This is a genomic window from Peribacillus sp. NJ11 (assembly GCF_030348405.1).
Lineage (GTDB): Bacteria > Bacillota > Bacilli > Bacillales > DSM-1321 > Peribacillus.
Genome location: NZ_JAUCFO010000001.1, coordinates 2849177 through 2864006 on the forward strand (window position 1 = coordinate 2849177; position 14830 = coordinate 2864006).

At 41.8% G+C, this 14830-nt stretch carries 15 protein-coding genes; 12 read left to right on the forward strand and 3 right to left on the reverse strand.

From position 1 onward, the window contains the following. Positions 1 to 13: 13 nt before the first annotated feature. From QUF86_RS14030 to QUF86_RS14070, 9 genes are all read left to right on the forward strand, one after another. Positions 14 to 985, forward strand: coding sequence for a branched-chain amino acid ABC transporter permease (locus tag QUF86_RS14030; RefSeq protein WP_289315523.1), 972 nt, complete (start codon positions 14 to 16; stop codon positions 983 to 985). Then, positions 960 to 1739, forward strand: coding sequence for an ABC transporter ATP-binding protein (locus QUF86_RS14035; protein WP_289334670.1), 780 nt, complete (start codon positions 960 to 962; stop codon positions 1737 to 1739). The genes QUF86_RS14030 and QUF86_RS14035 overlap by 26 nt, the downstream gene beginning before the upstream one ends. Next, complete coding sequence (locus tag QUF86_RS14040) at positions 1739 to 2446, forward strand: ABC transporter ATP-binding protein (RefSeq protein ID WP_289315525.1); 708 nt, start codon at positions 1739 to 1741, stop codon at positions 2444 to 2446. The genes QUF86_RS14035 and QUF86_RS14040 overlap by 1 nt, the downstream gene beginning before the upstream one ends. A 556-nt stretch (positions 2447 to 3002) precedes the next feature. Further along, the gene (locus QUF86_RS14045) at positions 3003 to 4181 is read left to right on the forward strand and encodes an ABC transporter substrate-binding protein (protein ID WP_289334671.1); all 1179 of its coding nucleotides are present in this window, start codon (positions 3003 to 3005) and stop codon (positions 4179 to 4181) included. Between the two features lie 164 nt (positions 4182 to 4345). Beyond that, positions 4346 to 5224, forward strand: coding sequence for a branched-chain amino acid ABC transporter permease (locus tag QUF86_RS14050; protein WP_289315527.1), 879 nt, complete (start codon positions 4346 to 4348; stop codon positions 5222 to 5224). A gap of 13 nt (positions 5225 to 5237) precedes the next feature. Further along, positions 5238 to 6200 carry a branched-chain amino acid ABC transporter permease gene (locus QUF86_RS14055; RefSeq protein WP_289315528.1) on the forward strand — a complete coding sequence of 321 codons (963 nt, stop codon included), beginning with the start codon at positions 5238 to 5240 and terminating at the stop codon, positions 6198 to 6200. After that, positions 6175 to 6954 (forward strand): ABC transporter ATP-binding protein, encoded by a 780-nt coding sequence (locus QUF86_RS14060; protein WP_289315529.1) that lies wholly within the window; start codon positions 6175 to 6177, stop codon positions 6952 to 6954. Before QUF86_RS14055 ends, QUF86_RS14060 begins: the two co-directional genes overlap by 26 nt. Further along, entirely contained in the window at positions 6954 to 7661 is a 708-nt protein-coding gene (locus QUF86_RS14065; RefSeq protein WP_063232914.1) for an ABC transporter ATP-binding protein, read from the forward strand. Before QUF86_RS14060 ends, QUF86_RS14065 begins: the two co-directional genes overlap by 1 nt. Before the next feature lie 418 nt (positions 7662 to 8079). Beyond that, positions 8080 to 9963, forward strand: a complete 1884-nt coding sequence (locus tag QUF86_RS14070; protein ID WP_289334672.1) for a S8 family serine peptidase — start codon at positions 8080 to 8082, stop codon at positions 9961 to 9963. 65 nt (positions 9964 to 10028) lie between these two features. On the opposite strand, the gene QUF86_RS14075 is transcribed toward QUF86_RS14070, so the two are convergent. Together QUF86_RS14075 and QUF86_RS14080 are read right to left on the reverse strand one after the other, a co-directional pair. Beyond that, complete coding sequence (locus tag QUF86_RS14075) at positions 10029 to 10481, reverse strand: VOC family protein (protein ID WP_289334673.1); 453 nt, start codon at positions 10479 to 10481, stop codon at positions 10029 to 10031. 127 nt (positions 10482 to 10608) lie between these two features. After that, on the reverse strand, positions 10609 to 10800 hold the full coding sequence (locus QUF86_RS14080) for a hypothetical protein (RefSeq protein WP_289334674.1): 192 nt from the start codon (positions 10798 to 10800) through the stop codon (positions 10609 to 10611). 751 nt (positions 10801 to 11551) lie between these two features. Between QUF86_RS14080 and QUF86_RS14085 the strand changes: the two genes are divergently transcribed. Then, a complete protein-coding gene (locus QUF86_RS14085; protein ID WP_289334675.1) occupies positions 11552 to 12319 on the forward strand; it encodes a tyrosine-protein phosphatase in 768 nt (255 codons plus the stop codon). 48 nt (positions 12320 to 12367) lie between these two features. Here the strand turns inward: QUF86_RS14085 and QUF86_RS14090 are convergent, their stop codons facing one another. Further along, positions 12368 to 13150 (reverse strand): SGNH/GDSL hydrolase family protein, encoded by a 783-nt coding sequence (locus QUF86_RS14090; protein ID WP_289334676.1) that lies wholly within the window; start codon positions 13148 to 13150, stop codon positions 12368 to 12370. 197 nt (positions 13151 to 13347) lie between these two features. Between QUF86_RS14090 and QUF86_RS14095 the strand changes: the two genes are divergently transcribed. Further along, on the forward strand, positions 13348 to 14088 hold the full coding sequence (locus QUF86_RS14095; RefSeq protein WP_289334677.1) for a YveK family protein: 741 nt from the start codon (positions 13348 to 13350) through the stop codon (positions 14086 to 14088). Next, on the forward strand, positions 14081 to 14773 hold the full coding sequence (locus QUF86_RS14100) for a CpsD/CapB family tyrosine-protein kinase (protein ID WP_289334678.1): 693 nt from the start codon (positions 14081 to 14083) through the stop codon (positions 14771 to 14773). The genes QUF86_RS14095 and QUF86_RS14100 overlap by 8 nt, the downstream gene beginning before the upstream one ends. Positions 14774 to 14830: the final 57 nt, after the last annotated feature.

The following is a 14830-nucleotide window of genomic DNA, read 5'->3' on the forward strand; positions in this document are numbered from 1 at the left end:
GGGAGACAAGGCGATGACTACTTTAAAGAATTCAAAGGGTTTTTGGCTCTCGATCGTGCTCGCACTTATTTTTTTCGGAATCATGCAGTACACCATTACAAACGGTATGCTCAATCCATTTTATATCAACACACTCATGTTCATAGGCATCAATATCATGCTGGCAACGAGCCTTCATTTAATCATTGGAATAACCGGGCAGTTCTCGATCGGACATGCAGGGTTTTTAGCGGTAGGGGCCTATGCTTCGGCGGTCATGACAATGAAACTGGAACTTCCTTTCATCATGGCGATATTGACAGGGGGCATCATCGCCGCAGCTGCCGGTATGGTGATCGGGATACCCAGCTTGCGTCTGAAGGGGGATTACTTGGCGATAGCTACACTAGGTTTTGGGGAAATTGTCCGAATAGTCCTCTTGAATATTGAATATGTAGGCGGGGCAAGCGGGATGCAGGTTTCCCATCTGACTACATGGCCATGGGTATTTGCCTGTGTCATGATCACCGTCATAGTCATCCGGAATTTCACCAATTCGACTCATGGACGTGCATGCATATCCGTAAGGGAGGATGAAACGGCGGCTGATGCGATGGGAATCAATACGACCTATTATAAAGTGGCGGCTTTCGTCATCGGAGCTTTCTTTGCCGGAATTGCCGGATCGCTTTATGCCCATAATTTCTATATTATCCAGCCATCGAATTTCGGTTTCCTAAAATCCTTCGATATACTGATTTTCGTCGTACTTGGCGGTCTTGGAAGTCTTTCAGGTTCGGTTTTGGCTGCCATTTTACTGACGATCGTGACGACATTCCTTCAGGATTATCCGGAAACGAGGATGATCATATACAGTCTTGTCCTGATCTTGATGATGATCTTCCGCCCACAGGGTTTAATGGGAACAAGAGAAATCACGACATTGTTCACACATAAAAAAACGAAAGGGGGACCAAAGGATGGGAGCCACAATACCGTTGCTTAAAGTAGATTCGGTGGGTATCCGTTTTGGCGGATTGAAAGCCGTGTCCGATGTGAACATGGAATTATTTCCGGGGGAACTTGTAGGCCTGATCGGACCGAATGGAGCTGGAAAAACGACCTTCTTCAATTTGTTGACGGGTGTGTATGTCCCTACAGAAGGGACGATTGCCTTGAACGGGGAAAATCTAAAAAAGCAGCAGCCTTATAAAATTACCCGAAAAGGGATTTCGAGGACCTTTCAAAATATCCGCCTCTTCAGTGAGTTATCTGTGATCGATAATGTGAAGGTTGCTTACCACTCGCTTGCCAAGCATATGATCCCAAGCTCCATATTCAGGCTACCGGGACATTTTTCCGGTGAAAAGGAAATGGATGAAAAGGCGTTGGAATTCTTGAGGATTTTCAAGCTTGACCATTTTAAGGATGAAAAAGCGAAGAATCTTCCATACGGACAGCAAAGGCGGCTGGAAATTGCACGTGCTCTCGCGGCAAACCCCAAACTGCTTTTACTGGACGAACCCGCAGCAGGTATGAACCCGCATGAAACGAAAGAATTGATGAATCTCATCGCTTTTATCAGGAAGGAATTCAACCTTACCGTATTGCTCATCGAACATGATATGTCACTGGTCATGGGGGTATGCGAACGGATTTACGTACTTGATCATGGACAGCTTATCGCTCATGGAAAGCCGGAAGAAATCCGCAACGATCCTAAAGTTATCGAGGCGTATCTAGGCGAGGAGGTTTCATGATGCTGAAAATAGAGGACATCAATGTATATTACGGCAATATCCAAGCGTTAAAAGGTGTTTCCATGGAGATTAACGAAGGGGAGATCGTGACTCTGATCGGGGCGAATGGAGCCGGAAAAAGCACGTTGCTCAAAACGATATCCGGGCTGTTAAAACCAAAGCAGGGAAAAGTTCTGTTCGAAGGCGATCCGATTGGAGGAAAAGCTGCACAGTCCATAGTGAAAATGGGTATATCCCATGTACCTGAAGGCCGCCGTGTCTTTGCGAACATGACGGTTGCCGAAAACCTGGAGCTTGGTGCCTATTTGAGAAACGACAAAGAGGGCATCAAAAAGGATATGGAAAAGGTCCATGAGTTATTTCCGAGGCTGCTGGAGAGAATCAAACAGCAGGCCGGCACGCTTTCAGGTGGTGAACAGCAGATGCTTGCTATGGGCCGGGCTTTAATGGCGAAGCCACGTTTATTACTGCTCGATGAACCTTCGATGGGCCTTGCACCGCTGCTGGTAAAGCAAATATTCAACATCATACAGGAAATCAGTGAAGCCGGGACAACGATCCTTTTGGTTGAGCAAAATGCCAACCTCGCTTTATCCATTGCAGATCGGGCTTATGTCGTTGAAACGGGCCGAATCGTCCTTTCGGGCAATGCCGAGGAACTCACTTCAAGTGAAGAAATTAAAATGGCCTATTTAGGAGGCCACTGAACCGCCGTTTGGCGGTTTTTTTTGTGGGGAAATGAGGATTGGGATATAAAAAATATACGAAGAAGCTTAAAAATGGGGTGGAGGTTCATGCAGGATTTTATACATTCAAATAGTATTATTCAATTTTGATATAGGAATTAAGACTAAAAAAGAGCAAAGAAACTGGGTTTAATTCCCTATCAAGATGCTTGTATTTTGGCAAAAATGTAATTAATAGGATGATATAAATGAAAGAATGAATAAATTTTTTTGAGTAGTAATAAAGGATTTTACAATATTAATATAGTTAAATTATCAGTTTTTTCTGATTATATCCACTGTTTTCGCAATATTTAAAATATATAAAAATAAAAACGACCTGTACATGCTGTGAAAAATATCCTATTTAGCGAATTCTTCTCACAATTATTGTATAGACGGAATGAAAATTATGCGGTAAACTATTTTTCGAAATATTAATTTAATTTGAAAAATTTCATCTAATCAATTTCTTCTGAAGCATCGTGAATAAATATTCACGCATCAGAGCTATGATTACAAAATGGAGGGATTATTTATGAAGAAGAAAAAACTAGCAGGTGCATTCCTTTCTCTAACACTTGCTGCAGGAGTTCTAGCGGGTTGTTCCGGCTCCGGTTCATCAGATAAATCAAGCGGGGACGGTGATACGATCAAGATCGGTGTCAACCTTGAATTATCAGGTGGTGTAGCTTCATATGGTCAATCGATTGCGGAAGGCCTGGAACTTGCGACTGCAGAAATCAATAAAGAAGGCATTGACGGAAAAAAAATCAAACTAATAAAAGTCGATAATAAATCTGAAGCGTCTGAAGCGACTAGCGGAGCAATCAAGCTGACATCTCAAGATCAGGTTGCAGCTATCGTAGGTGCAGCGACAAGCACGAACTCGATTGCCCAAGTGCAAATTGCACAAGATAACAAAGTGCCGGTCATCTCACCTTCCGGTACAAGCCCTGAAATCACTTTCAGCAAGGATAAATTGAACGATTACATTTTCAGGACAAGCTTCATCGATCCGTTCCAAGGAACGGTTGCTGCGAATTTTGCCAGTACTGAAATCAAAGCGAAAACTGCAGCCATCTATATTGACAGTTCAAGCGATTATTCAAAAGGTTTAGCCGCAGCCTTTAAAGAACAATTCGAAAAAAATGGCGGAAAGGTCGTGGCTGAGGAAGCTTACATTGCGAAGGATACTGATTTCCGTTCCACATTGACTCGTTTGAAATCGGCAAAACCTGATTTCATCTTCCTTCCTGGTTACTATGAGGAAGCTGGTCTGATCGTGAAGCAGGCACGGGAAACTGGACTTGATGTTCCATTTATGGGCGGCGACGGCTGGGACTCTCCTAAGCTAGTAGAAATTGCCGGTACAAAGGCTCTAAATAATACGTTCATCACGAACCATTATTCTTCAGGTGACCCTGATGAAAAAATTCAGAATTTTGTGTCAGCATTTAAAGCGAAGTACAAAGATAAATCCCCGGATGCATTTAACGCTCTAGGCTATGACACAGGATATTTCCTTGCAGATGCGATTAAACGTGCTGGATCGGCGGATTCAGAAAAAATTAAAGAAGCACTGGAAAAAACGGCGGACCTTGAGCTTGTAACGGGTACATTTACATTGGATGAAAAACATAATCCAATCAAATCCGCTACCATCCTTGAATTTAAAGAGGGTAAACAAGTATTCAACACTAAAATCAATCCTTAATTCCGGAGAACAACTCCAACCCTTTCGCCGGCCCTTCGTCAATCTGAAGGTGCTGGCGAATTCTCATTTTTCAAGCATACCAGGTCGCTGAACTTCCCCTTAGCGGAACGAGAAGAGTCTGGAATTATCACTTATAAAATTAGATTTTTCAAGGAGAGTCGAACATGGAATTGATACAACAGTTAATAAACGGGGTTTCACTAGGAAGTATTTATGCCCTTATCGCTCTCGGATATACGATGGTTTACGGGATTGTTAAATTGATAAACTTTGCCCATGGGGATGTCTTCATGGTTGGCTCATTCGTTGGATTTTACTCGATAACGGTTCTGGATCTGTCATTCGTGCCCGCTCTATTAATCTCGATGACGGTGTGTGCGCTCTTTGGGGTATTGATCGAGCGAATCGCGTACAAGCCATTGCGTAACGCAACTCGTATTGCCGCACTTATCACGGCCATCGGGGTTTCCCTTTTGATCGAATACGGATTCATCTACGTCCGCGGTGCACAGCCGGAAGCTTATCCGAATGATGTATTGCCGGCAGACAAGTTCAATATTTTTGGAGTTTCCATCAATAGTCAATCGGTCTTGATTTTTGGAGTGGCTGTAGTCCTGATGATCATTCTTCAAATCATCGTTCATAGAACAAAAATAGGAAAAGCCATGCGTGCCGTTTCCTTCGACGCGGATGCAGCTAAACTGATGGGAATTAATGTTGACAACACGATTTCTGCCACCTTTGCAATCGGTTCCGCATTAGCTGGGGCAGCGGGCGTCATTTTCGGTATTTACTATATTAAGATCGAGCCGCTTATGGGAGTGCTTCCGGGATTGAAGGCATTTGTTGCCGCCGTACTTGGAGGGATCGGAATCATACCGGGCGCGATGGTCGGTGGCTTATTGCTTGGTGTCATCGAGGCATTGGTCAGTGCCGCCGGTTACTCATTATGGCGTGATGCCGTAGCCTTCGTCGTACTGATTCTTATCTTGATTTTCTTGCCACAAGGCTTATTCGGTAAAAACAAAAAAGAAAAAGTATAGGGGAGACAAAGCAATGACTACAATTAAGCGAGCAAAAGGTTTTTGGCTCTCGATTTCACTATCATTGATCTTTTTCGCCGCAATTCAAGTGTTAATCGGCGGCGGATCGCTAAATCCTTTTTATCAAAATACGCTCATGTTCATCGGGATCAATATCATTTTGGCAGCGAGCCTTCATTTGATCATCGGGATAACCGGGCAGTTTTCCATCGGACATGCAGGATTCCTTGCAGTCGGTGCCTATGCTTCAGCCGTTTTGACCATGAAGCTGCAAATGCCATTTGCTCTAGCGTTGATAGTGGGCGGTTTGGCGGCAGCGTTGGCAGGATTGATCATCGGAATTCCAAGCTTACGCTTAAAAGGCGATTACCTGGCGATTGCAACCCTGGGATTTGGGGAAATCGTCCGGATCATGCTTTTGAATATCGATTATGTTGGCGGGGCGAGCGGCATGCAGGTTTCCCATTTGACCACCTGGCCTTGGGTATTCGCTTCCGTTATCGTTACGATCATCGTCATCAGGAACTTCACAAGTTCTACCCATGGAAGAGCGTGCATCTCGATCCGTGAGGACGAGACGGCTGCCGATTCGATGGGGATCAATACGACCTATTACAAAGTTGTCGCGTTTGCGATCGGTGCTTTTTTCGCCGGAATTGCTGGAGGGCTATACGCTCATAACTTCTACATCATCCAGCCATCGAACTTCGGATTCCTGAAGTCATTCGATATCCTGATCTTAGTCGTACTGGGCGGTCTTGGAAGTCTGTCAGGAGCCGTATTGGCTGCCATATTACTGACTGTGGTCACGACATTCCTCCAGGATTATCCCGAAACGCGTATGATCATCTACAGCCTAGTGCTTATCGTCATGATGATCTATCGTCCACAAGGTTTAATGGGGACAAAAGAAATAACTTCCATGTTCAAACGTAAAGGAGGCAGCAGCCATGAAAATAAAAACACCGCTGCTTAAAGTCGATTCGGTCGGCATCCAGTTCGGAGGGCTTAAAGCCGTTTCCGATGTTAACGTCGAGCTGTACCCTGGGGAATTAGTTGGCTTGATTGGTCCGAACGGAGCCGGGAAAACCACCTTTTTCAACTTGCTGACAGGGGTTTACGTCCCGACGGAGGGAACGATTTCTTTAGAAGGGGAGGACTTGAGAAAAAAGCCTCCATATAAAATTACGCAAAAAGGAATCAGCCGGACATTCCAGAACATCCGCTTATTCAGCGAACTATCCGTAATCGATAATGTAAAGGTGGCCTATCATTCCCTTTCGAAGCATAGCATTTTAAGTTCGATCTTCCGGATGCCGATCCATTTTAAAGGCGAAAAGGAAATGGATGAAAAGGCGATTGAGTTCCTGAAGATTTTCAACCTGGATCAATATAAGGATGAAAAGGCGAAGAACCTGCCATATGGTAAACAAAGACGTTTGGAGATCGCCCGTGCACTTGCAGCCAATCCGAAACTGCTTTTGCTGGATGAACCGGCAGCGGGGATGAACCCCCAGGAGACTCACGAGCTCATGAACCTGATTGCCCTCATTCGTGAGAAATTTGATTTGACCGTATTATTGATCGAACATGATATGCCGCTTGTCATGGGTGTTTGCGAACGCATATATGTACTCGATCACGGACAACTGATCGCTCAAGGAAAGCCAGAGGAAATCCGTAACAATCCAAAAGTCATCGAGGCCTATCTGGGCGAGGAGGTTTCATAATGTTAAAAATAGAGGACATCAACGTCTATTACGGAAACATTCAAGCCTTGAAAGGAATCTCGCTTTCTATTAACGAAGGCGAAATCGTAACCCTGATCGGGGCGAACGGAGCCGGAAAAAGCACGATGCTGAAAACCATTTCCGGCCTATTAAAACCAAAACAAGGGAAAATCATATACGAAGGGCAATCCATCGGCGGAAAGGCAGCACAATCCATCGTGAAAATGGGCATTTCCCATGTGCCTGAAGGACGGCGGGTCTTTGCTAACATGACGGTTGAAGAAAACCTTCAGCTTGGTGCTTATTTACGTAAAGATAAGGCAGGCATCAAGCAGGATATGGAGAAAGTCTATGAATTATTCCCGCGTTTGCTTGAGCGCCTGAAACAGCAATCCGGAACCCTTTCCGGCGGGGAACAGCAAATGCTCGCAATGGGCAGGGCACTCATGGCCAAGCCCAGGCTTCTATTATTGGACGAGCCATCCATGGGACTCGCCCCATTATTGGTGAAGCAAATCTTTCATATCATCGAAGAAATCAATAAAACCGGTACAACCATTCTGCTAGTCGAACAAAATGCCAACTTAGCCCTATCCATCGCGGACAGAGCCTATGTTGTCGAAACCGGCCGAATTGTCCTATCAGGTAAATCAGAGGAACTGACCGCAAGCGAAGAAATCAAGAATGCCTATTTAGGAGGACATTAAACCGCATATGGCGGTTTCGGACTGTAGACAAACTCGAAGTAAAGCGAGTTTGCCTGCAGTTTTTTTTGTTTGTAAAACTCGAACGTTGATTTCTACTCCAGGCACTCGCTTTCCGCGGGCGGTCCGCCCTCGGCTTGCGCCTGCGGGGTCTCCCTTGGACTCGCTTTTCCCGCAGGAGTCTCGCACCTCCGTTCCAATCACTTTTGTTTTAAAATTAGATAGAACCCATTTTGTCGACAATCTGAGACCGGTTTATAGCGGTTTTTTTGTTTTTCAAATAAGTTATTTTAACTAGTTAAAAAAGGTTAGTAAAACCAAATCACGCGGTATACAATCTAGTTAGGGATAATAGTAGAATGGGTTCATGATCAAACCTCATCCGTAGCTATTCTTAATCTTATTTTTTTGGAGTGATTTCATGCACAAACATATTCAGGCCTTACTGCCGGTATTATTGCTGTTTATGATTCTGCCAATCTGCCAGCCGGATGCTGCATCTGCAGAAGAGACCCCGCAATCAGATGGTGTCATCGTCAAATATAAAGAGACGAACGATGAGCCGATCAACGACTTGATAGAAAAGGTGGAGGTTCCTAAAGGGGAAACGACCGACAACCTGATCAAGGAACTTGAAGAACGGAAGAATGTGGAATATGCAGAGCCAAACTATCTTTTCAAGAAGATGGAAAGCCCGAACGATCCAGCCTACAATGACCAGTGGCATCATAAAAAGCTTGGTACGAATGCAGCATGGACAAAATCCATGGGTTCCAAGGAATTGATAGTCGCCATCATTGACGACGGTATCGATCGCAACCACGATGATTTAAAAGGGAAGATCGTCAAAGCCTATGATACTGTAAACAATCGGAAGAATATCATACCAAAAGGTGAACATGGAACGCATATCGCAGGCATCATTGCCGGTTCTGCCAACAACGGCATAGGTGGAACGGGTGTTGCGCCGAACATTAAACTAATGCCGATCAACGTTTTTGATGGGGAGTATGCCGATACTGCCGATATCATAGACGCCATACATTATGCCGTTGAGCAAAAGGCGAACATCATCAATATGAGTTTAGGAGACACCAGTTATTCGGAGGCTTTGAACAAGGCCGTCCAGGAAGCCTATAAAAAAGGCATACTGATCGTTGCGGCTGCCGGTAATGAAGGAGATATGGGGAAAAATGTACAGCGTGTCTACCCAGCTGCATTCAGCCATGTCATTTCCGTTGCCGCCACTGACTCAAAGGACAAGCGTCCCAGTTATTCCAACTACCATTCAACAGTCGATATTGCAGCACCTGGGGATGATATCCTTTCAACCTTACCAGGTGAAAAATACGGCTGGATGAGTGGAACGTCGATGGCCACGCCCATGGTGGCGGGTGTAGCGGCACTGATTTGGTCCCATGAGCCCAAACTCAACAAATTGGAGGTCGAATACCGCCTATATGATTCAGCCGTGGACCTCGGTACGAAAGGGAAAGACATATACTATGGAAACGGGCGGGTCAATGCCAAGAAAGCGCTGGAAATGAAGACGCTGACCAAACCGGCCGTGACCGCGATTTCCGATAAGGAAACCAAGATCAATGGGAAAATCCCAACCGATTTCAAAACGGGGACCGTCTCCATTTATACCGATAAAAAACAACTCGCCACAGTGAAGATCAACGGCGAAAAGACGTTTAAAGCGACGATCGGAAAACAACCAGCAGGCACGACCATCTCTACTAGGGTCATTGATAAATCGGGAAATAAAAGCATACCCGTTTCATTTAAAGTGGTTGATAAAACGGCTCCAGCAAGACCTTCAGTAAATTCGGTAGGTGACAATACCGTAAAAGTTACCGGGAAAGCGGAAGCGAGCACTACCGTCACTGTCAAAAATGGCAGCACGATTCTCGGTAAAGCAACTTCCAATAGTGCTGGGAACTTCACCGTAACGATATCAAAAAAACAAAAAGCCGGAAAAGTCCTATCCGTTACAGCAACGGATAAAGCAGGTAATATAAGCTCGATCAAAACAGTGACCGTCACAGACAAAACAGCACCAAGTAAACCGACGGTCAACACAGTGACGACAAAAACGACAAAAGTAACAGGCAAAGCAGAAGCCAACTCCACTGTATCCATCAAAGCATCAGGAAAAGTGATCGGTTCTGCCACTGCAACGACTAAAGGCACATTCTCGGTTAAAATCCCCAAACAAAAAGCGGGGAAGAACCTATATACCTATGCAAAAGACAAAGCGAAAAACGTAAGTGAATCGAGGAAAGTCACGGTTAAAAAGTGATAAAAAAACGGCGGCCCCCAATATTCGATGTGGGGGCTGTTCTTATCAATCTTTATTTCCATACATCAATTCCGTGCTTCAGCTGTAAAGTTCAATGATATTGCCGAAAGGATCTTCACAATATATTGAATAATAGGGATTGTTCTCCCATGTACTCCATATATCGCTACGCCTTTTTCGCCAGAAGAAGCAATTTCACCAGTCAGACTTTCAATATCATCCGCTATTAAGCAAATATGAAAAAAGCCCTCATAACCGCGACTCTTACTTTTCGGCATCCTTGCCTCCTCAAACTCAAAAAGCTCAATCCTCACTGAATTATCCGCCATCAAATGAGCATTTCGCATCATTTTAACAGTATCACCAAGAAGATCATTCGTCATATTATTTTCATTCTCCTCAGCTACATCAAACGAATAGGGACCCGCCAATAACCTGAATCCCAACACCTGCTCATACCACTTAATCGCAGCATCCAAATCAGGTACAGCCAATCCAATATGAGTAATTGCTGTCATATGTATCCCCCTGATAATTAAAATACCCTTTTAAGGTGAGGGGCAAACGGTACCGTTTTGGGACAAAAAAAAGAAGCAATAGCCAATACTGCTTCTTTGATTACATATATCGACTTCACGAAATTCTTTAAATTTCACCCTCTTCAAGCCTCCTATTATACTCAACTTTACTAATTAATCCTTTTGCATTACAGGTAAGACAATCTGTATAAATATCATAGGCACCTGTTCCTGCACAAACATGGCATTTAACATGAGTTTCCGGTATATCCTTTTGCATGAATGAAAAAAGTTTTTCAATATACTGCAGAATAATCATTACCAAAACTCCTTTTTTTTCTATCATACAACGAAAAAGAGAGAAGGAAACAGGGAATACAATAACATTACTTAAAACAAATAAAACCATTACATACTTTACATAGGGTTAAAAAATTGACTGGTTATGAAAGCATTTTTAGAGTATTAGGATAGTAGAGTTTCATGGTGAATAAAAATAAAAAGAGCCCTTGGGCTCTAAAATAAACTATTAATGATTAATTTTACCCATCCAATAAAAGAAATCCATAACGGTATGCTCAAAGATGTACCAAACAAAAGTCCTTTTAAGAAATTCCCTTCATTTTTACCTACCATATTGAACACACCTTTCGGCTTGGTTTTCTTATGATAATTATAAAAGAAAGCGCTTTCTTTGTATATGAGGCATTTGATGCAATTACTTTACAATTTGATCCTTAAGTGTTAGCCGACAAGTGGAAATCAGTCATGTCTAGAGTTTAAAACAAGGGAAAATTAGCGTACTGCTTAAAAAGACACATAGGACATACCTATTGAAATAAGTATTTAGTTATAGTTATTTCAAAAGAGTCATGCCTTTTTCCCTATTGTTCATTAAAAAGAACGGATGTAAGATTTATAAAAAGTGAAATAATTCACAATTCTATGGACTTCCAGCGTTTAATAGTAATTCCTATTAATTTTATTTGTATAAAATTCATTAAAATGTTAGATTTATGTGTAAATAATGACGAAGTTTGTCCGACGGAGCGGAAAGAGGTTTTTTATAGATGATTGATATACACTCTCATATTTTACCAGGTGTTGATGACGGAGCTAAACACATTACAGAGAGTATAGCCATGGCGAAGCTTGCTGTAACGGAAGGTATACAGACCATCATTGCCACTCCTCATCATAAAAATGGTTCTTTTGAAAATGAGAAATTTGATATTATAAAAAAAGTGGCAGAACTAAACAAAGCATTGAAAGCTGAATCAATTGATTTGGAAGTATTGTCAGGTCAGGAAACACGAATCTACGGGGATCTTTTAGCGGATTATCAGGAAGATAGAATTTTAACACTGAACGATGGCGGAAGATACGTGTTCATCGAATTGCCGTCAGACCATGTTCCCGCCTATACTGAACCCTTAATATATGAGGTGCAAATGAAAGGGCTAGTTCCTATCATTGTTCATCCAGAAAGGAATCTGGAGTTTTTAGAATCTCCAAATCTCCTTTACAAGCTTGTTAAACATGGAGCTTCGACTCAGATAACGGCAAAAAGTATTGTTGGTGGTTTTGGAAAGAAAACGAAAATGTTTGCCTTCCAACTCATAGAGAAAAATTTGACTCATTATATAGCATCTGATGCCCATAACACGAAAAGCCGTGCTTTCCATATGACCGAGGCTTTTACTGAAGTTGAAACTAAGTTTGGTGTCGATATGAGGTATTTTTTCATGGACAATGCAGAGCTTCTGGTTCAAGGGAAATTTGCTTACAAGGAAATGCCACAAAAAATAGAATCAAGAAAATTCTTAAGCATATTTTAAATGCAAAAAAGCCACATCTCCGTGATGGTAGATGTGGCTTTTTTTGTTTTAAATCTGCTTAATAAAGAATTCTTCCAGATACAAACTCCATATTTTATAGCCCTTTTCATTAGGTAATTCCCGGTCTTCGTTCAAGAGATCTATCATTTTATCTGATGTTTGATCAGGCCAGTTACTCCAATGATTGAGGTAAGGAATATCGTTGTCTTTTGCATACTTTTCCAATTCATCCACTTGGTTAGGATAGTATGTTGCATTATATAGTGGGTTAGGGGGCTGCAGGATGAATTGTGTTTCTTCATTTACTGCTGTGACATCCTTAATAACCGACGTGATATTTCCGAGAGAATCCTCAATGGCGACATTGCCATTGTCCTTTAATGTGAAAGGTTCGAATAAAATTAAATCGGCTTTAGCTTCTATTAAATCTTTTTGTTTGTTTTGACTTACAAATTGTGAAGACATCATTTCGTAAATTAAACCGTCTACATGAACGGTGTTCCCATAAACATGATTCAGCTGGTCAGCTAAATCATCAGGCAAGTTATACTCCTCATTGCCAAGGGAATTCGAACCAACCATCAAAATCTTAAAAGGTTTCCCTTCCGACAATCTTTTATTATATAATTCTTTGCTTTCTTTCGGCCAATTCCCTATGTATTTTACTAATTCTTCATTATCGGGACTTGGTTTACTAGATTCATCCTTCGACTGTTTTGTCCCAGGCTGGCTTACACCAGCATCAGAGATTTTATCGTTCCAATGAATATTACCTATTACTAAGGATACGATGCATGTTAAAATGATAAAAGTGGGTAAGAAGACCTTCATGTGATTCCTCCATAATATGCCGGATTTAGACACTTTTTTTTGTAATTTATACCAATTATCAAATATCCATACCAATTTATAGGGAAATGAGATTTAATATAGATATCAAATTACCTAAAATTATGACAAAAAAAACAATGAATGGCAAGGTTTTGTGTTATAATACCAATGCTGTTATTTAAAAGTTGGAGGGAATCATGGAAGAAACAATAAGTATAAAAGACCTAGTTTTAACTTTACGGAAACGTTTAAGTCTAATCATCATCATTACAGCACTTGCTGTTTTAGTAAGTGGAATTGTCAGCTATTTTCTATTAACGCCAATCTATCAAGCTTCCACACAATTACTAGTCAATCAATCCAAGAATGAAGAAGCGCTTTATAACAATAATGAAGTACAAACCAATCTACAATTAATAAATACATATAATGTCATCATTAAAAGTTCGGCGATATTAGAATTAGTTAAGGAAGATCTTAATCTAGACATGACAGCAGCAGAGCTAAATGAAAAAATTTCGGTAGCGAGTGAACAAAATTCACAAGTTGTCAACATCATTGTCGAGGATGAAAATCCCAAAACAGCAGTGGATATTGCGAATAAAACGGCAGAAGTGTTCCAAAAACAAATTGTCGAGATCATGAACGTAGATAATGTGACATTATTGGCAAAAGCAGAAATTGCAGATAATCCTTCTCCAATCAAGCCACAACCGTTACTTAACATTGCGATTGCTTTGGTGGTAGGTTTAATGGCAGGTGTAGGTCTTGCTTTCCTATTGGAATACTTGGATAACACGATAAAGACAGAGCAAGATATCGATAAGCAACTAGGTTTGCCTATACTTGGTGTCATTGGGACAATTGATGGTCAGGGAGATAATAGCTTACGTTCGGAAAGACCAGCAACGCGTGGAAGAGGTGAAAAAATTGGCTAAAAAGAAAAAGTTGGATTCTAAAAGAAAATTAATTGCTAAATTCAATCCAAAATCCCCGATATCGGAACAATTCCGTACCATCCGGACGAATATTCAATTCTCTGCCGTTGATGAAGAGGTACGTACGATCATGGTCACATCTACAGGGCCAGGAGAAGGAAAGTCAACCACAGCAGCCAATCTTGCAGTCGTATTTGCGCAGCAGGGAAAGAGGGTTCTGCTTGTCGATGCTGACTTAAGAAAACCAACTGTTCATTATACCTTCAATTTACCGAATGCCTTTGGAATGACGAATGTATTAACGAAACGTATGGATTTGAAGGATGCTGTCGTTGAAACGGATGAAAAAAATCTATATGTGTTATCCAGCGGTCCAATCCCACCTAATCCGGCTGAATTACTAGGCTCAAATTCGATGACTGAGTTATTCGAACGGTTCTACGAAGAATTTGACGTCATTATCATGGATACACCTCCAGTCTTAGCCGTTACGGATGCGCAGATTCTATCGAACAAATGTGATGGAACGATTCTAGTAATCTCGAGCGGAAAAACAGGAACCGAACAAGCGATAAAGGCAAAAGAACTATTGAATGCAGCTTCATGTAACCTTTTGGGTGTTGTATTAAATAACAAAAAAATGCAAAAAAACAGCGATTATTACTATTATTACGGAAATAAGTAAAGTCACTACTTATTTCCTGGTTTTTGTATTATATTCACAATAGGGAATTATTGTAAT